The following is a 15,855-nucleotide window of genomic DNA, read 5'->3' on the forward strand; positions in this document are numbered from 1 at the left end:
ATCGATGGATAAGGCACTTCACCGTGTCGCGCAAACGTTTGCTGTTTCAAACACGGTTCAGCCAGCATGGCGAAAAATAAATAAAAAAATATTCGACCAGGAATGGGAATTGTTCAGAAAATCGGAAACCGAAACGGTCCGATTTAATGGTGAGCATTTAATGTAATGTCGTTCGATATATATGTGAAATTATATCGCCGCATGTCATGCTTTTTTGAATAATGAATGGGTGCGCAGGCGGGAAAGGCGGGAGGATCCGGCTTCGGAGCAGACGCTCGGCGTTCGCATATGGCAGCGTGTTGTTTCAACATCGTCTTTCTCTGTGGCCGCGCCCACCGGCCACCACCAAACGCCCACGCCGAAGCCGGATCACAACGGAGGGGTGTGCGGCGCCGGTGAAGCTCAATGACCGGCTCACTCCGAACTTGAACAGGGCACTTCACCGGCACCGCACCCGACGAAGCATATCGGCCTGTGGCCGCGGCGCCTATAGGACAAGGCCGATTTTTGCTTGCGATATTGCGGTGCGCCGGCCTGATACACCTGACAGGCGATTAATTTCGAGATTGGCAGTATCGTGCAAGGAGCGCGCGCTCGATATTCGGCTGCTTTTTTCATTTAATCGGCCTGTTGCCGGGCCCTCACGAGGACAGTGCGATGACGAAACCCGATAGTCTGAAAGGCGACATCAAGGGACAGGCCCAGGAAGCAGACCGTCACAATCTGGCGCGGCCCGCCGTGAACGGCGCGTTGTGGGCGCGCGGCCTGACGACGCAGCGCGTGGCCGACCTGTTCAGGACCCTGCCTGGCCTCCCGGGGCACTGGATGCAGTTGCAGAACGAAGTCAACGCAGGGAACCGCTATTTCTATGGCGTCCAGAACGGTCACCAGACGACCGACGAAGGCAAGGAACTGATCCGCTGGATCGCCGATGCGGTGGTCAGCGCCGCGCAGAAGGCCGGGTTCGATTTCCCGTTGCAGCAGCTGCGCTTTACCGCCGACACGGGGTGGCTGAAGCTTCAGCGCGTGTCGGGGCGGGTGATGGTGCTGTCGAGGCCGTAAGCGTGGCGGGCGGTTGTCGAAGTGTCGGCGTGTCGTCGGTCGAGTCGGTCACGGCAGCGAGAACGCGCGCTGCCATCGACGATCGATCATGACCTCGGGCAGGCTGCCGACAGCATCACTGACCGAAGCGCTGCGCCACCGCATCCTTCAACCGCGCGGCGGTGATCTCGCCCATGTGCGATTCCACGAGTTCGCCTTTCGCATTGAAGAACAGTGTCGTGGGCAGCCCGCGCGATCCGTACGCATGCATCGCGTGCAGCGACGGATCGAGCAGCACGTTATCGAAACGCAGCCCTTGCTGTTCGAGGAGCGCGCGTACCGCTTGCGCGTTTTCCCCCTGGTTGAGCATCAGCACCGTGATGCCGGGATGATCGCGCTGCGCCTGTTCGAGGATCGGCATCTCGCGCTGGCAAGGCGCGCACCATGTGGCCCACAGGTTCACGACGACCGGCTTGCCGGCAAAGCGTTGCGGCACCACGGGCGTCGCATCGAGCGCCTGGAACTGCATCGCGGCGAGCGGCGGCGCGGTGCGCTGCAGGGTCGCGAGCGTGCCTTGCGCAATGCCCCATGCCGCGAGACCCGCGACGATGCCGGCAGCCACCGGGCGGCGCAGCGCGGGGCGGCGACGCAGCCTCCATACGGCGAACACGAGCGCGGCGGCGACGCCGATGCGCCAGTCGAAGCCGCCGTCGCCGAGTGCAATGATGGAGCGCGGCGCCGTCGCGTAGTCACGCCACCATTGCGCGACATAGCCGATACGTGCGGCGACCAGCCCGAGCAGCAGCACGTCGAGGATCAGGCTCGACGCGGTCTTGTGCTGGCCGTCCGTTGGACGGCGCTGGATGAAGCGGGCGACGAGCCACGCCAGCAGCGCCGCGGCGGCTACCGCGACGACGCGGATCGAGAAGGGACCAATGCTCAACATGGGAAGAATAGGGTGCGGGGTATCGTGGAGTGACCGCTGAAGGCGACGCCGTCGACGGTCACGTCGCGTTTCGACCCTGCGCGATCCACGCGGGTTCCCGTTGCGACCGCGCGATAGGCGTCGTTCCGCGCATGCCGGGCGCCGACATTCAGGACGACGTCGCTTTCCTCAACGCTTCCCGAAGGATCGAGCCGACCGACGATTCCGTGCATTCGGCAATTACTGCCGGTTTCCGACCGAGCCGGAGGGCACACCGCCGAGCCGGTACGCGGTGAAGAACTCGTACCACGGCGAACCCTGTCCGACCGGCACGCCGAGTGCCGACGTCCGCTGCTTCAATGCCGTGAACACGTCGTTGATGCGCACGGTCTGCGCGGCATCGCTGAACGGACGCGGCTTCGCCCTGCCTGCCGCGAACGCGCCGTAGGCGATCGCGAGCAGGCGCGCGCCGTCGTCGATCGAGAAGATCGACCCGTTGATCGCTTCGACGAAGCGCGGCCGGTCCTCTTCACGCGATGCGGCCATGCACTGGAACACGATCGCCGACACTTCGTGCAGGTCGTTCGCGCGCAGCAATGCCGGCAAGCGCGCGACGATCCGGTCGGCCGGTTCTTCATGCAGCGCGGCGCCGAAGTCGAGTACGGCGGCCATCGGATTGCCGTCCTGCTTCACGCGATCGAGCGCCGAAGCCGGCGCCGTGGCCGCCGCTTGTGAGACGTCGCCCGGCGCGGAGCGCAGCACGTCCGCGACCTGCTGCTGCCACTCCGGAAAGATCATCCGCACGTTGCCGAACTGCTCGCCGCCTTGCGCGGCCGGATTCCACCGATAGACGATCGTGCCGCCGTGAATGAACGGCGAATACAGGTGCTCGGGCGTTTGCGGCAGCGGCCGCCGGTTGATCGGCAGCCACGCGAGCGTCAGCCAGTCGTAGCGGCCGGTGGCGGGCACCGACGGGCTGGAACTCGCGACGACCTGCCAGGTGCCGCGGTTCGCATAACGCCGGCGCGCGTCGGGCACTGCGACGGTTTGCTGTTTCGCGGTATCGAAGTAGGTCGTGCCTGTCACGTTTTCGCCGCTGTCCGGTGCCGGCGTGATGGTGGCGATGACCCACGATGCACCGTCGGCCGAACGATAGTCGGACGGCTGCAGCGTGGCAACGTCGTGCACCCTGCGCGTTTCGGCGGCGACGGGGCTCGGCGGCAGATGGGCGGGACCGGCGACGATACTCGGCATGGACTTTCCTCGGAATCGGGGGCGTATGGGTACGCGCACCGAACGCGAACGATATGCAGCCGCGCAGGTTGTTTTCCGTAACTGTAGAACGTCGTGGCCAGAAACGGAAACCGGCCGCCGCGGCCATGCAGCGCGCGGCCTGCGGCGCGCCGCACGATCAGCGCGGCAAGACCTTCCGGTAGATCACGAACCCGGTTTTTTCCGCGGCGGTGTCGTAGAGCCGCATCGCCGTGTGATTCGTCTCATGCGTCTGCCAGTACACGCGCTCGGCGCGCTGCGCCTGTGCGGCGTCGTACACGGCTTCGATCAATGCGCGGCCCACGCCCTTGCCGCGTTCGCTCTCGAGCGTGAAGAGATCCTGCAGATAGCAGGTCGGCCCGACCAGCGTCGTGCTGCGGTGATACAGGAAATGCACGAGCCCGACGAGCCGGCCGTCGCGTTCCGCGACCCGCGCGTGCACGGGCTCGTAGCCGTCGAAGAAGCGCGACCACGTGAGTTGCGTGATCTCGCGCGGCAGCGCGGTATCGCCGAAGCGGCCGTAGAAGCGGTTGTAGCCGTCCCACAGCGGCAGCCAGTCGTCGAAATCGTCTTCGCGCACGGGGCGTACGGTCAGGCCGGCGTCGGTAGCGTGCATGGTCTGGAACCTCTCGAGGATGGATGGAATGAAGCGTTGCCGGCGTAGCCGGAAACGGGAGCAGACCGCTACGATAGAAAGTTCGTGGCACCATGTGTAGACCCATGACATCCCCACATTCTGGAGCCACGATGGATTACGCGGTGCTGCTGTCGACCTTCGAGCGCGAAGCGGGGCCGCACGCGGCCACGCGGATGTCGCAGCAGCAGCGGCTGTACGTGTGCCTGCGCGACGCGATCCTGAGCGGCCGGATCGCCGAAGGTTCGCGGCTTGCTGCGTCGCGCACGCTCGCCGACGAACTCGGCATCGCACGCAATTCGGTGCTGTACGCGTACGAGCGGCTCGCGTCGGAAGGCTTCGTGACCGGCACGCGGCAGGGCACGGTCGTCGCGCGGATGGGCTTGCGCGGGTCGCGGGTCGCAGTTGCGGCACCCGCTGACGATACGGCGGTGCTGTCGCGGCGCGTCGCGCAGGCCGAGCGCGCGACGAGCGGCGTCGACGAGTCGCTGCCGTTCATGCCCGGCGTACCGGCCGTCGACGAATTTCCGCTCGCGCAGTGGCGGCGCTGTGTAGAACGCGCATGGCGCACGGCGGGGCCGGCACAGCTCGGCTATCAGTCCGCGGAAGGCGATGCGGTGCTGCGCGACGCGATCGCCGGCTATCTGCGCGCGTCGCGCGGCGTGCGTTGCGACGCCGCGCAGGTGATCGTCACCGACGGCACCCAGGGTGCGCTCGACCTGTGCGCCCGCGCGCTGGCCGACGCGGGCGATGTCGCATGGATCGAGAACCCCGGCTACCAGGGCGCGCGCAACGCGTTTCTCGCGGCCGACCTGCGCGTCGAGCCGATCGGCGTCGATGCGCAAGGGCTCGCGCCGCATGCTGACGACTGGCGCGATCGGCCGCCGAAGCTCGTCTACATCACGCCGTCGCACCAGTATCCGCTCGGCGCGGTGATGAGCCTCGAACGGCGGCTCGCGCTCGTCGCGCAGGCACGCGCGGCCGGCGCATGGATCGTCGAGGACGACTACGATAGCGAGTTCCGGCACCACGGCACGCCGCACGCGGCCGTGCAGGGGCTCGCCGACGACGCGCCGGTGATCTATCTCGGCACCTTCAGCAAGGTGATGTTTCCGGCGTTGCGGCTCGGTTTCATGGTCGTGCCGCCCGCGCTTGTGCAGCCGCTGCGCGACGCGGCGGGCGCGCTGATGCTGCAGGGCCGTGCGGTCGAGCAGCGCGCGCTCGCGGATTTCATCGACGCCGGACATTTCACGCGGCATCTGCGGCGCATGCGCCGCGTATATGCCGAGCGGCGCGACGCGTTGCACGACGCGCTGGCCCGGCGGCTGCGCACGCGGCTGACGGTGTCGGGCGGCGCGGGCGGCATGCATCTGTCCGCGCGGCTCGACGTGCCGGTGGCCGACACGGAACTGAGCCGCGTCGCGCAGGCGCACGGGCTGATCCTGCGGCCGCTGTCGTCGTTCTGCATGCCGGGCACCGCGCATGGCTACAACGGGCTCGTGCTCGGCTACGGCGGCGTGCCGGCCGAGCGGATGGACGCGCTCGCGCGCCGGATCGGCGAGATGATCGACCGCGTGCTGGCCGCGCGGTGACGGCGGTCGCGCCACATCGTGGTCGCGTCGGGGCGCGCCTGTCCGCTGGCCGGCTTACCCGCGCATCGGCGGATTGAGTCGCGCGAACGCGTCCTGCCGGCGATACGGGAAGTACGGATACGGCGCTTCGACCGCACTCGCCGCATCGAGCTTCGCGATCTGCGCGCCGGTCAGCGACCAGCCGACCGCGCCGAGGTTCTGGCGCAACTGTTCCTCGTTGCGCGCGCCGATGATCACCGACGACACGGTCGGTCGCTGCAGCAGCCAGTTCAGTGCGATCTGCGGCACGGTCCGGCCGGTCTCCTCGGCGATCGCGTCGAGCGCATCCACCACGTCGTACAGCCGTTCGTCGTCGACCGGTGGCCCGAAGCTGGCCGTGTCGTGCAGGCGGCTGCGTTCGGGCAGCGGCGCGTTGCGGCGGATCTTGCCGGTGAGCCGGCCCCAGCCGAGCGGGCTCCACACCAGTGCGCCGAGGCCCTGGTCCGCGCCGAGCGGCATCAGGTCCCACTCGTAGTCGCGGCCGACGAGCGAGTAGTAGACCTGGTTCGCGACGTAGCGCGACCAGCCGTGCCGGTCGGCCGCCGCGAGCGATTTCATGATCTGCCACCCCGCGAAATTCGACACGCCGATGTAGCGCAGCTTGCCCGCGCGCACCAGGTCGTCCAGCGTCGACATCACTTCCTCGACCGGCGTGGCCGCGTCGAACGCGTGAAGCTGCAGCAGATCGATGTAGTCGGTATCGAGGCGGCGCAGCGCGTCGTCGACCGCGCGGATCAGTCGCGTGCGCGACGTGCCGGCGTCGTTCGGGCCGTCGCCGGTCGGCAGGCCCGTCTTGGTCGAGATCAGCACCTGGTCGCGCCGTCCGTGGATCGCGGCGCCGAGCACGCGCTCGGATGCACCGTCCGAATACACGTCGGCGGTGTCGAACAGGTTGACGCCGGCTTCGAGGCAGATGTCGACCAGGCGGCGCGCTTCGTCGACGCCCGTGTTGCCCCATGCGCCAAACAACGGGCCGGTGCCGCCGAACGTGCCTGCGCCGAAGCTCAGCGCGGGAACCTTGAGGCCGGAGCGGCCGAGCGTGCGGTATTCCATGTCGTGTGTCCTCTCGTCGTCGAGGCCGGCGCGTGCGGGCGCCGGCAAGGTGAGCATTCACTCTAGCGCTTGCGGTTCATCCGGATAATTGGGCGGACTTCGAAAATATCCTTCGGAGGAAGCGAAGAATGCTGCTCGACAACCTGGCGCTGTTCCTGCGCATCGTGGAGAAGGGCGGGCTGGCCGCGGCGGGCCGCGAGGTCGGCCTGTCGCCGGCCACGGTCTCCGAACGGCTGGCGGCGCTCGAGCACTACTACGGCGCGGCACTGCTCACGCGCACGACCCGCGCGATCAGCCTGACCGACGAGGGCCGCACGCTGGTCGCGGGCGCGCGGCGCCTGCTCGCCGAGGCCGACGAACTCGAAAGCCGCGTGCGGCTCGGCGCGCAGACGCTGTCGGGGCCCGTGCGGCTGAGCGCGCCGGCCGATCTCGGGCAGGTGCGCGTCGTGCCGGTGGTCGACGCGTTCCTGGCCGAGCATCCGGGCGTCACGGTCGACCTGCACCTCGGCGACGGCTACGTCGATCTCGTCGGGCAGGGGCTCGACTTCGCGATCCGCCGCGGCACGCTCGCGGACAGTGCGCTGCGCAGCCGCTCGCTTGGTCGTTCGCGCCGCGTGGTGTGTGCCGCGCCCGCGTATCTCGCCGCGCACGGCACGCCGCGGCATCCGGACGAACTCGCCGCGCACGACTGCATCGTGATGCGCTTCGGCCAGGAGCTGTATGCGGAATGGCCGTTCCGCATCGACGATGAACTGAAGCGCGTGATGGTGCGCGGCCGGCGCGTGGCCAACGACGGGGCGCTCGTGCGCGCGTGGTGCGTCGCCGGGCACGGCATCGCGCTGAAGTCGCTGCTCGACGTCGAGCAGGATCTGGCGTCCGGCGCGCTCGTCGAGATTCTCCGCGACTTCTCGCCGGGCGAAGTCGACCTGCAGATCGTCTATCCGGGCGCTGCCGTGCAGCCGCGGCGCGTTCGGGCGTTGATCGAACGGCTGGTGCAGGCGCTCGCGGTGGGGTGATCGCAACCTGATCGCGCCACGCTGACGCGCTTCCATGCCAGCCGCGACGCGATGACGTCGAATCATGCGCGGTAGCGGACTCGGCCACCTCCGGCACGACGGCCAACGCAAAATCGTCCGCCAAACCGGTTGTCCACATTTCGTCATTTAGCTAATATTCGAAACGTCAAACGAGACCGAACCCATGGACGACGTCACCCGTATCAGCGCACTGGCCAACGAAAGCCGTCTGGCCGTGATGCGCTGGCTCAAGCAGCCGCGCAAGCATTTCCCGCCGCAGCCGCACGGCGACTTCGACGAACTCGGCGTGTGCTGCACGTATATCACCGAGAAGCTCGGCATCGCGCCGGCGACGACCACGCGCCACATGCGCATCCTCGCGGATGCCGGGCTCGTGCAGGCGACGCGCGTCGGCAAGTTCACGTACTACAAGCGGATCGACGATGCGCTGCATCAGTTGGGCCGCGATCTCCTGCAACTCTGATCTTCACAGAGGCAATCGACATGGATGAACTCGCCCTGCTGGCCGACGCCGACCGGCGCGCGCAAGCGTATCTCGCAGCGACCAACGAACGGCGCGTCTATCCCGACGCGGCCGCGCTCGCCGGTCTCGCGGCCTTCGACGAGCCGTTGCCCGATACGGGCCGCCCGGCCGACGACGGGCTGCGCCTGCTCGACGAGCGCGGCACGCCCGCGACCGTCGCATCGAACGGCCCGAACTACTTCGGCTTCGTGATCGGCGCGACGCTGCCGGCCGCGGCGGCGGCCGAGCGGCTGATGCTCGCGTGGGACCAGTGCGCGTCGTCGTTCGCGAATTCGCCGGTGGCCGCGACGATCGAGCGGCAGGCCGCGCGCTGGGTCGTCGACGTGCTCGGGCTGCCGGAGGACAGCGCGGTCGGCTTCGGCACGAGCGCGACGGCCTGCACGCTGGTCGCGCTGGTTGCCGCGCGGCGTGCGCTGCTCGCGCGCAAGGGCTGGGACATCGACGAGGAAGGCCTGATCGGCGCACCCGAGGTGAAGGTCGTGATCTCCGAACTCGCGCACATCACGGTGAAGAAGGCACTGCGTGTGCTCGGCTTCGGGATGAAGCGCCTGATCGTCGCGCCGGTCGACATGCACGGCCGCATCGACCCCGCGCAATTGCCGCCGCTCGACGACATGACGATCCTCTGCGTGCAGGCAGGCGAAGTGAACACCGGCGAATTCGATCCGTTCGCGGCGCTGATTCCGCGCGCGAAGGCCGCCGGCGCGTGGGTGCACGTGGACGGCGCATTCGGGCTGTGGGCGCGTGCGTCGTCGAAGCGCGCGCTGACCGACGGCATCGACGGTGCCGACAGCTGGACCACCGACGGCCACAAGTGGCTCAACACGCCATACGACGGCGCGATGGTGATCTGCCGCGACGCGGCCGCGCTCGCGACCGCGATGAACAGCGATGCCGTCTACCTGAGCGGCGCGCAGGATGCGCAGAAGAACCTGAACCTCGAGTTCTCGCGGCGTGCGCGCGGCATTCCGGTGTGGGCCGCGCTGCGCGCGCTTGGCCGCGCCGGCGTGGCGACGATGGTCGAGCGGCATTGCGCACAGGCACAGCGCGTCGCGGACGGCCTGCGCGCGGCCGGCTACGACGTGCTGAACCGCGTGGTGCTGAACCAGGTGCTCGTGCGCGCCGGCACCGACGACGAGACGATCGCGATCCTTCAGGCCGCGCAGGATTCGGGCGACGTATGGTTCGGACAGACCGCGTGGCAGGGGCGGCCGGCGTTCCGGATCAGCGTGTCGTCGTGGCGCACCGAGGACGAACACATCGATCGTCTCGTCGCGTTGCTGACGAAGCTGCGCGGCGTGCACGTGGGCTGAGCAGCGGCGGCGCGTGCGTCGTGTGCGCGTCGCCGGTGTCGCTCATTTGTCTTCGTCCTTCCCCGGCACGCTCGCCGGAGAAGTTATCGCACGCAACGAAATCCTGGATTTTTCTTGTCGGATCGAGCGTATATGCTCGGAGCTTTTGAGGAGCGGCCAGATGATTCTCGCTAACCAGCAACGGCTGTGGGATTCGCTGATGGAGATGGCGACGATCGGCGCGACCGCGCATGGCGGCAGCTGCCGGCTCGCGCTGAGCGCGGATGAGGTGCTCGGCCGGCAACGCTTCATCCGCTGGTGCGAGGAAGCCGGCTGCGAAATCCGCATCGATCCGATCGGCAACGTGTTCGCGCGCCGGCGCGGCACGCAGCCCGACGCGCCGGCCGTGATGTGCGGCAGCCATCTCGACACGCAGCCGCTCGGCGGCCGCTTCGACGGCGTCTATGGCGTGCTCGCCGGCCTCGAGGCGATTCGTGCGCTGAACGAGCACGGCATCGTCACGCGTCATCCGATCGACGTCGTCGCGTGGACCAACGAAGAGGGTTCGCGCTTCACGCCGGGCATGATGGGCTCGGCCGTCTATGCGGGCACGCTGGATCTCGACTACGCGCTGGCCCGGCCGTGCATGCAGTCGGGCGTGCGGCTCGGCGACGAACTCGAGCGCACCGGCTTCGCCGGCCGCGAGCGCGAGCGGCAGATGCCGAAAGCCTATTTCGAGGCGCATATCGAACAGGGCCCGGTGCTGGAGAACGCCGGCCTGCCGATCGGCGTGGTGACCGGCGTGCAGGGCATCTACGAACTCGACGTCACGGTGACCGGCTTCGAGTCGCATGCGGGCACGACGCCGATGCGTGTGCGCCGTGACGCGATGGGCGTGGCGGCCGCGATGATCGCCGCGATCGTCGACCATGGGCACGCGTTCGATGCCGATGCGCGCGTGACCGTTGGCCATGTCGCGTGCCAGCCGAACTCGCCGAGCACGATACCCGGCCTCGTCAAGTTCAGCGTCGACGTGCGCCATCCGTCGCTGCCGGCGCTGAAGCGGCTCGTTGCCGATATCGGGGCGATCTGCATGGAGCGCATCCCGCTGCGCGGCACGCGGGTGCAGGTGCAGACGATCGCCGAATACGAGCCGGTGGTGTTCGATGCCGAGTGCGTCGCGCGCGTGCGGCAGGCGACGTCCGGTGCCGGCTATCCGTACATGGAGATGTGCAGCGGCGCGGGGCACGACGCGGTGAACCTGTCGTACGTCGCGCCGAGCGCGATGGTGTTCGTCCCGTGCAAGGCCGGCCTGAGCCACAACGAGGCCGAGGATGCCGATCCGGTGCACCTCGCGCAGGGCGCGTCGGTGCTGGCGAACCTGCTGGCCGATTGCGCGCGGTAGCGAGGCGTGCCGGCGTGCGCGTACGCGTTTCTCGTCTGCGTGAAAATGTCGGACAATAGCGCGGCATGCGCGCCGTACCGGCCCGGGCGGCGCGTTCAACCGCTGCATTCACGCTGACGAGATTCCCATGTCCACGACACCTCCCCGGGAACTGCTGAAAGCCGCCGACATCGCGAAGATGGAACCGACGCGCGCGGTGCATTCGCTCAATCCCAATGCCGTTCGCCTCAAACGACAGCTCAGCGACCTGACCGGCCTCACGCAGATCGGCGCGCACCTGCTCACGCTGATGCCCGGTCACGAATCGGCCGAGTATCACCGCCACCTGTACGAGGAAGAATGCGTGTACGTGCTGTCCGGCACCGGCACGGCCACGATCGGTGAACGCACGTGCGAGATCGGGCCGGGCGATTTTCTCGGCTTTCCGCGCGGCGGCGAGGCGCACACGTTGCAGAACACCGGGGATGTGCCGCTGGAACTGTTCATCCTCGGCCAGCGTCTCGAACACGACGTCTGCGAATACCCGAGAATCGGCAAGCGGCTTTACGTCGCCGGCGAGCTCGAGGATTTCGTCGAGCTGCCGAAACGGCCGTAGACGGCACGCATCCGCATCGGCCGTCGTCATGCTTATGATGCGGGAACGCCACCGACAGGATTCCACGCCATGGACACGCCGCATCCGCCGATGAATGCCCCGATTTCCGAAACGGAACCTGAAACCGAAACCGTCGCCGAGCCGCGCGCGTCGCGCGTGCATCGGCCTGTCGCGCTCGTCACCGGATCGACGTCGGGGATCGGCGCGGCTATCGCGCGACGCCTGGCGGCGGACGGTTACGCGGTGATCCTGCATTCGCGCAGTTCCGCCGAGACCGGTCGTGCGATGGCGCGCGAGCTCGGCGCGGCCTACGTGCAGGCCGATCTCGCCGACGATGCGGAACGCGTGCGGCTGATCCGCGACGCGCTCGCTGTGCACGGCCGGCTCGACGTGCTGGTCAACAATGCGGGCGTCAGCCGCGTGATTCCGCACGACGATCTTGCCGCCGCGACGCCCGACGTGTGGCGCGAGATGCACGAGATCAACGTGATCGCGCCGTTCCGGCTCGTCGCCGAAGCGCAGCCCGCGCTGCTCGAGGCGGCGTCGGGCGGGCGCGCCGGTTGCATCGTCAACGTCAGTTCGCACGCGGGCGTGCGGCCGAAGGGCGCGTCGATTCCGTATGCGGCGGCGAAGGCCGCGCTCAATCACACGACGCGCTTGCTGGCACGCACGCTCGCGCCGGCGATTCGCGTCAATGCGGTCGCGCCGGGGCTCGTCGATACGCCGCTGACCGCCGACTGGACCGATGCGCAGCGGCTCTGGCGCGAGCGCGCGCCGATGCGCCGCGCGGCGACGCCGGACGACGTCGCGCAGACGGTCGCGATGCTCGTCGCGTCGGATTACGTGACGGGCGAGATCGTGATGCTCGACGGGGGATTGAACCTGACGTGACGGCGGACGGTTGATGCGGTCGGTGCGGCGAGGTGGTGCGGCGGCCTTGTGCCGAGGTCATGCGCGCCGGCAGGCGAAGCCGCCTGCCGGTTTCGCGACGGGCCGAGTGCGCCGCTCAGCCGAGGCTCGACCGCAGCCGCGCGAGCGCGTGGTCGTGCGTGCGCTCGAACTTCAGCGGCGTGACCGCGATATAGCCTTCGCCGAGCGCGACCGTTTCCGAATCCGCATCGTCGTCGCGCGGTGCGCGCGCCAGCTTCAGCCAGTGGTATTCGATGTCGCGCGGATCGCGCCCCGACACGATGTCGACGCCTTGCAGCGTGCCGGCGCCCTGGTTCGTGACCTTCAAGCCGCGCACGTCGTCGGCCGGCCGCGCCGGGAAATTCACGTTGAGGCACGCGTCGCTGTCCCAGCCGGCCGAGACGAGCCGGCGAATCACGTCCGGCGCGTGCGTGCGCGCCGTATGCCACGGCACCGCGTTGCGGTCGCTGAACGCCTGGCTCAGCGCGATCGCCGGCACGCCGACCAGCATGCTCGTCATCGCGGCGCCGACCGTGCCGGAGAACACCGTTTCGGTGCCGAGGTTCGCGCCGCGATTCACGCCGGACAGCACGAAGTCGGGCCGTGCATCCTTCATCAGGTGGCTGACCGCGATCGCGACGCAGTCGCCCGGCGTGCCGCGCACGGCGAAGCGGCGCTCGCCCTTGCGATGCACGCGCAGCGGTTCGTGCAGGCTCAGCGAATGCGACGTGCCGCTCTGGTCTTCCGCCGGCGCGACGATCCAGACTTCGCGCGCCAGTTGCGTGGCGACCTGTTCGAGCACTTCAAGGCCGGGGGCGTCGAATCCGTCGTCGTTGGTGAGCAGGACGCGGTCGAACAGCGGGCGGGTTTCTTGCATCGGGACGATCCTCGCAGGTGGGCAATGACAGGGGGGAAGGCATCGCGGGTACACCCGCAAGGCTAGCATCCCGGCGCGACGCACGTCGCGTCATGCCGTGCCGCGCCCGGCGCGTGGATGTGAAAACGGGCGCATGGCGCGCCCGTTTTCCGGTTCGATGTGCCGCTCGGGCGGTGGGTCGGAACGGCGATCCGATTACCCGAGCAGATGCCGCAACAGGCCGGCCGATGCGACGCCGACGATCACGGTCGGCAGGATCGACAGGCGTGTCGCAGCGACCAGCGTGACGGCGAGCGCGAGCAGGTCGGCCGGGCGCGTCGAGACGAAGGCCGGCGCGATCACCGAGATCAGCACGCAACCTGGCACGTTCTCCATCACCGATGCCATCCGCGGGCTCAGCGTGCGGTTGCGCAGCAGCACGTAGCCGAGCACGCGCGACAGGTAGGTCGTCGACGCCATCAGCACGATGGTCGCCACCGTCGCGAAATCAGGCAGCATCGCGCGGCTCCCACAGCAGCGCGGCGATCAGCCCCGCGCACGCGCCGGCCGCGACGTACCACGCGCCGGGCACGGCCAGGTGCGTGGCGGCCGCGACGACGAGGCTCACGAACCACGGACGGCTCGCGCGCACACCTTTCCACATCCCGCGCAGCAGCACCAGAAACACGGCCGTAAACGCCATGTCGAAGCCGTACTGCTCGACGTTGCCGATCGTCGGGCCGACCGCCGCGCCGAGCGTCGTCATCGAGATCCACGTCAGGTAGAGCCCGGAACACACGCCCGCGTAATAGGGGACGCTGATGTGCGTGGCCGAGCGCGAGCGCGCATCGGCGAGCGACATCGCCCAGCTTTCGTCGCACATGAAGAACAGCGCCGCGAACGCGCGGCGGCGCGGCAGGCGCCGGATGTACGGCGCGAACGCCGCACCCATCAGGATGTGGCGCGAATTCACGAGGAACGACATCGCGACGATCAGCGCGATGTGCGGCGGCGACGTCCACAGATGGATCGCCGCGAATTCGGAGCCGCCGCCGAAGTTCAGGCCCGTCATCATCGGGACCTCGAACAGGCTCAGCCCTTTTTGCGCGGCCTGCGCGCCGAGCACCAGCGCGAACGGCACGAAACCCAGCATGACGGGTAGCGCCGCGCGCAATCCGCGACCCATCTCGGCGACATAGGCGGGCTTGTCGCGAAGCCCGGACGACGTTGAAACGCTACTGCTCATTACTCCTCCTTCGGGGAGGAGGATTGTCTGCTTTTTTGACTCGAATCGGGTTGCGTTGCGGATCGGTATTCCGGAGAATTTGGCATTGAATAAGTGATTTGCAATTTTTTTGGAATTTGATGCCAATGAAGCTGGATGCTATCGACCGGCGGATCCTGAGCGCGCTGCAGCGCGACGGCCGCATGCAGAACGTGGAACTCGCGCACGAGGTCGGGCTGTCGCCGTCGCCGTGCCTGCGGCGCGTGCGGCTGCTCGAGGAAGCGGGCGTAATCGAGAAATACGTGGCCGTGCTGAACCCGGCGAAGGTCGGCAAGGGGCTGACGATCTTCACGCGCGTGTGGCTGAAGGGGCAGGACGCGGAATCCGTGAACCGCTTCGCCGAGGCCGTCCAGCAGATGCCGGAAGTGGTCGAGTGCCACCTGATGGCTGGCGACTGCGATTTCCTGCTGCGCGTGGTGGCCGCCGACATCGACGACTACCGGCGCTTCCAGATGGAATACCTGACGCGCATCCCGGGCGTGCTGAGCGTGAAGACCGACATTCCGATGCAGAAGGTCAAGCTCACGTCGGCGCTGCCGACGTAACGCGGCGTGGGCGTGCGATGACGATTCGGCGAAACGTCACCAGCCGGTGACAATCGGCCGATACACTGGCGGGACAAGCCACTTCACCGCGCACTGGCCGCAGCACGGTGCGACTTCGATGTGCAAGCAACTAACGGTCAATCGCGAAGCGACCGACGAACACGCGCGCTGCGCGCGACGCGACCCGCCGTCCAGTGCGTTTTTCTTGTCGAGCCATTCATGCAGCCATTCAACAATCCGTGGAATTCGCTGGAAATCGTCAAGCTCGTGCTCGGCGTGCTGACGCCGTTGTCGGTTGCGTGTCTCGGCTGGCTCGTCGCGCGCCGGCTGAAGCGGCTCGAGCTCGTGCAGTGGACCAACCAGCGGCTGATCGAGAAGCGGCTCACGCTGTACGACACGGTCGCGCCGCAGCTCAATGCGCTGCTGTGCTTCTACACGTGGATCGGCTACTGGAAGGACATCTCGCCGGACGACGTGATCCGCGCGAAGCGCGAGCTGGATCGCACGTTTCACATCTACCGCTACCTGTTCGACGACGACGTGTACGACGCGTATCACACGTTCATCCACGCGCTGTTCGAGATGCATACGGGGCCGGGGCGCGACGCGCGGATCCGTTCGCTGATCCACGCGCCGGACGGCGACCGCAGCGTGCACGGCACGTATGAATGGACGGCGGCGTGGTCCGAGCGGTTCTCGACCGCGAACGTGACGGACAAGGCCGACGTGGTACGGCACTACACGCGGTTGATGGAGCGGTTGCGCGTGGCGCTGGGCGCGAATCGCTGACGATTGCGCACGCGCGCCGGTACCGGAATTCGCTACCCGGCGGCGCGGATTGATTCCCTGTCG

General features: G+C 67.9%; 18 protein-coding genes. 11 read left to right on the top strand and 7 right to left on the bottom strand.

Annotated elements, in window-relative coordinates; all coding sequences use genetic code 11:
- Positions 1–4: 4 nt before the first annotated feature.
- Positions 5–166, top strand: coding sequence for a hypothetical protein (locus tag DIE23_RS39545; RefSeq protein ID WP_185646458.1), 162 nt, complete (start codon positions 5–7; stop codon positions 164–166).
- Positions 167–657: 491 nt separating this feature from the next.
- A complete protein-coding gene (locus tag DIE23_RS15300) occupies positions 658–1,062 on the top strand; it encodes a peptide ABC transporter ATPase (protein ID WP_096500715.1) in 405 nt (134 codons plus the stop codon).
- 115 nt (positions 1,063–1,177) lie between these two features.
- On the opposite strand, the gene DIE23_RS15305 is transcribed toward DIE23_RS15300, so the two are convergent.
- From DIE23_RS15305 to DIE23_RS15315, 3 genes are all read right to left on the bottom strand, one after another.
- Entirely contained in the window at positions 1,178–1,987 is an 810-nt protein-coding gene (locus tag DIE23_RS15305; RefSeq protein ID WP_124612897.1) for a TlpA disulfide reductase family protein, read from the bottom strand.
- A 219-nt stretch (positions 1,988–2,206) separates the two neighbouring features.
- Complete coding sequence (locus DIE23_RS15310) at positions 2,207–3,220, bottom strand: hypothetical protein (protein WP_124612898.1); 1,014 nt, start codon at positions 3,218–3,220, stop codon at positions 2,207–2,209.
- Positions 3,221–3,377: 157 nt separating this feature from the next.
- Positions 3,378–3,854: a GNAT family N-acetyltransferase gene (locus DIE23_RS15315; RefSeq protein WP_124612899.1), complete on the bottom strand. Its 477-nt coding sequence runs from the start codon at positions 3,852–3,854 to the stop codon at positions 3,378–3,380.
- Positions 3,855–3,985: 131 nt separating this feature from the next.
- Here DIE23_RS15315 and DIE23_RS15320 point away from each other — a divergent pair, with 131 nt between their 5' ends.
- Positions 3,986–5,464 (top strand): PLP-dependent aminotransferase family protein, encoded by a 1,479-nt coding sequence (locus DIE23_RS15320; RefSeq protein ID WP_124612900.1) that lies wholly within the window; start codon positions 3,986–3,988, stop codon positions 5,462–5,464.
- 54 nt (positions 5,465–5,518) lie between these two features.
- Here DIE23_RS15320 and DIE23_RS15325 read toward each other — a convergent pair whose 3' ends face one another.
- Positions 5,519–6,556, bottom strand: a complete 1,038-nt coding sequence (locus DIE23_RS15325) for an aldo/keto reductase (RefSeq protein ID WP_124612901.1) — start codon at positions 6,554–6,556, stop codon at positions 5,519–5,521.
- 128 nt (positions 6,557–6,684) lie between these two features.
- Between DIE23_RS15325 and DIE23_RS15330 the strand changes: the two genes are divergently transcribed.
- The 6 genes from DIE23_RS15330 to DIE23_RS15355 all read left to right on the top strand — a co-directional run bounded on the left by DIE23_RS15330 (position 6,685) and on the right by DIE23_RS15355 (position 12,299).
- Positions 6,685–7,572 (top strand): LysR family transcriptional regulator, encoded by an 888-nt coding sequence (locus DIE23_RS15330; protein ID WP_124612902.1) that lies wholly within the window; start codon positions 6,685–6,687, stop codon positions 7,570–7,572.
- 184 nt (positions 7,573–7,756) lie between these two features.
- The gene (locus DIE23_RS15335) at positions 7,757–8,056 is read left to right on the top strand and encodes a helix-turn-helix transcriptional regulator (RefSeq protein ID WP_059464945.1); all 300 of its coding nucleotides are present in this window, start codon (positions 7,757–7,759) and stop codon (positions 8,054–8,056) included.
- 20 nt (positions 8,057–8,076) lie between these two features.
- Complete coding sequence (locus DIE23_RS15340) at positions 8,077–9,429, top strand: pyridoxal-dependent decarboxylase (RefSeq protein ID WP_124612903.1); 1,353 nt, start codon at positions 8,077–8,079, stop codon at positions 9,427–9,429.
- Positions 9,430–9,589: 160 nt separating this feature from the next.
- Positions 9,590–10,813, top strand: coding sequence for a Zn-dependent hydrolase (locus DIE23_RS15345; RefSeq protein WP_124612904.1), 1,224 nt, complete (start codon positions 9,590–9,592; stop codon positions 10,811–10,813).
- A 127-nt stretch (positions 10,814–10,940) separates the two neighbouring features.
- Positions 10,941–11,408, top strand: coding sequence for a cupin domain-containing protein (locus DIE23_RS15350; protein WP_124612905.1), 468 nt, complete (start codon positions 10,941–10,943; stop codon positions 11,406–11,408).
- 69 nt (positions 11,409–11,477) lie between these two features.
- A complete protein-coding gene (locus DIE23_RS15355; protein ID WP_124612906.1) occupies positions 11,478–12,299 on the top strand; it encodes an SDR family NAD(P)-dependent oxidoreductase in 822 nt (273 codons plus the stop codon).
- Between the two features lie 115 nt (positions 12,300–12,414).
- On the opposite strand, the gene surE is transcribed toward DIE23_RS15355, so the two are convergent.
- From surE to DIE23_RS15370, 3 genes are all read right to left on the bottom strand, one after another.
- Positions 12,415–13,194 carry a 5'/3'-nucleotidase SurE gene (gene surE / locus DIE23_RS15360; protein WP_124612907.1) on the bottom strand — a complete coding sequence of 260 codons (780 nt, stop codon included), beginning with the start codon at positions 13,192–13,194 and terminating at the stop codon, positions 12,415–12,417.
- A 195-nt stretch (positions 13,195–13,389) separates the two neighbouring features.
- Positions 13,390–13,692 carry an AzlD family protein gene (locus DIE23_RS15365; RefSeq protein ID WP_409364234.1) on the bottom strand — a complete coding sequence of 101 codons (303 nt, stop codon included), beginning with the start codon at positions 13,690–13,692 and terminating at the stop codon, positions 13,390–13,392.
- Positions 13,682–14,419 (bottom strand): AzlC family ABC transporter permease, encoded by a 738-nt coding sequence (locus DIE23_RS15370; protein WP_124612908.1) that lies wholly within the window; start codon positions 14,417–14,419, stop codon positions 13,682–13,684. Before DIE23_RS15370 ends, DIE23_RS15365 begins: the two co-directional genes overlap by 11 nt.
- 125 nt (positions 14,420–14,544) lie before the next feature.
- Here DIE23_RS15370 and DIE23_RS15375 point away from each other — a divergent pair, with 125 nt between their 5' ends.
- The gene (locus DIE23_RS15375; RefSeq protein ID WP_006486309.1) at positions 14,545–15,003 is read left to right on the top strand and encodes an Lrp/AsnC family transcriptional regulator; all 459 of its coding nucleotides are present in this window, start codon (positions 14,545–14,547) and stop codon (positions 15,001–15,003) included.
- A gap of 219 nt (positions 15,004–15,222) precedes the next feature.
- Complete coding sequence (locus DIE23_RS15380; RefSeq protein WP_124612909.1) at positions 15,223–15,792, top strand: hypothetical protein; 570 nt, start codon at positions 15,223–15,225, stop codon at positions 15,790–15,792.
- Positions 15,793–15,855: the final 63 nt, after the last annotated feature.

It is taken from the genome of Burkholderia sp. Bp9143 (assembly GCF_003853645.1).
Classification (GTDB): Bacteria; Pseudomonadota; Gammaproteobacteria; order Burkholderiales; family Burkholderiaceae; genus Burkholderia.

Excerpts from the sequence above, each read along its gene's own strand:
- DIE23_RS39545 (WP_185646458.1), top strand. The coding sequence starts at position 5 with ATGGATAAGGCACTTCACCGTGTCGCGCAAACGTTTGCTGTTTCAAAC.
- DIE23_RS15300 (WP_096500715.1), top strand. The coding sequence starts at position 658 with ATGACGAAACCCGATAGTCTGAAAGGCGACATCAAGGGACAGGCCCAG.
- DIE23_RS15305 (WP_124612897.1), bottom strand. The coding sequence starts at position 1,987 with ATGTTGAGCATTGGTCCCTTCTCGATCCGCGTCGTCGCGGTAGCCGCC.
- DIE23_RS15310 (WP_124612898.1), bottom strand. The coding sequence starts at position 3,220 with ATGCCGAGTATCGTCGCCGGTCCCGCCCATCTGCCGCCGAGCCCCGTC.
- DIE23_RS15315 (WP_124612899.1), bottom strand. The coding sequence starts at position 3,854 with ATGCACGCTACCGACGCCGGCCTGACCGTACGCCCCGTGCGCGAAGAC.
- DIE23_RS15320 (WP_124612900.1), top strand. The coding sequence starts at position 3,986 with ATGGATTACGCGGTGCTGCTGTCGACCTTCGAGCGCGAAGCGGGGCCG.
- DIE23_RS15325 (WP_124612901.1), bottom strand. The coding sequence starts at position 6,556 with ATGGAATACCGCACGCTCGGCCGCTCCGGCCTCAAGGTTCCCGCGCTG.
- DIE23_RS15330 (WP_124612902.1), top strand. The coding sequence starts at position 6,685 with ATGCTGCTCGACAACCTGGCGCTGTTCCTGCGCATCGTGGAGAAGGGC.
- DIE23_RS15335 (WP_059464945.1), top strand. The coding sequence starts at position 7,757 with ATGGACGACGTCACCCGTATCAGCGCACTGGCCAACGAAAGCCGTCTG.
- DIE23_RS15340 (WP_124612903.1), top strand. The coding sequence starts at position 8,077 with ATGGATGAACTCGCCCTGCTGGCCGACGCCGACCGGCGCGCGCAAGCG.
- DIE23_RS15345 (WP_124612904.1), top strand. The coding sequence starts at position 9,590 with ATGATTCTCGCTAACCAGCAACGGCTGTGGGATTCGCTGATGGAGATG.
- DIE23_RS15350 (WP_124612905.1), top strand. The coding sequence starts at position 10,941 with ATGTCCACGACACCTCCCCGGGAACTGCTGAAAGCCGCCGACATCGCG.
- DIE23_RS15355 (WP_124612906.1), top strand. The coding sequence starts at position 11,478 with ATGGACACGCCGCATCCGCCGATGAATGCCCCGATTTCCGAAACGGAA.
- surE (WP_124612907.1), bottom strand. The coding sequence starts at position 13,194 with ATGCAAGAAACCCGCCCGCTGTTCGACCGCGTCCTGCTCACCAACGAC.
- DIE23_RS15365 (WP_409364234.1), bottom strand. The coding sequence starts at position 13,692 with ATGCTGCCTGATTTCGCGACGGTGGCGACCATCGTGCTGATGGCGTCG.
- DIE23_RS15370 (WP_124612908.1), bottom strand. The coding sequence starts at position 14,419 with ATGAGCAGTAGCGTTTCAACGTCGTCCGGGCTTCGCGACAAGCCCGCC.
- DIE23_RS15375 (WP_006486309.1), top strand. The coding sequence starts at position 14,545 with ATGAAGCTGGATGCTATCGACCGGCGGATCCTGAGCGCGCTGCAGCGC.
- DIE23_RS15380 (WP_124612909.1), top strand. The coding sequence starts at position 15,223 with ATGCAGCCATTCAACAATCCGTGGAATTCGCTGGAAATCGTCAAGCTC.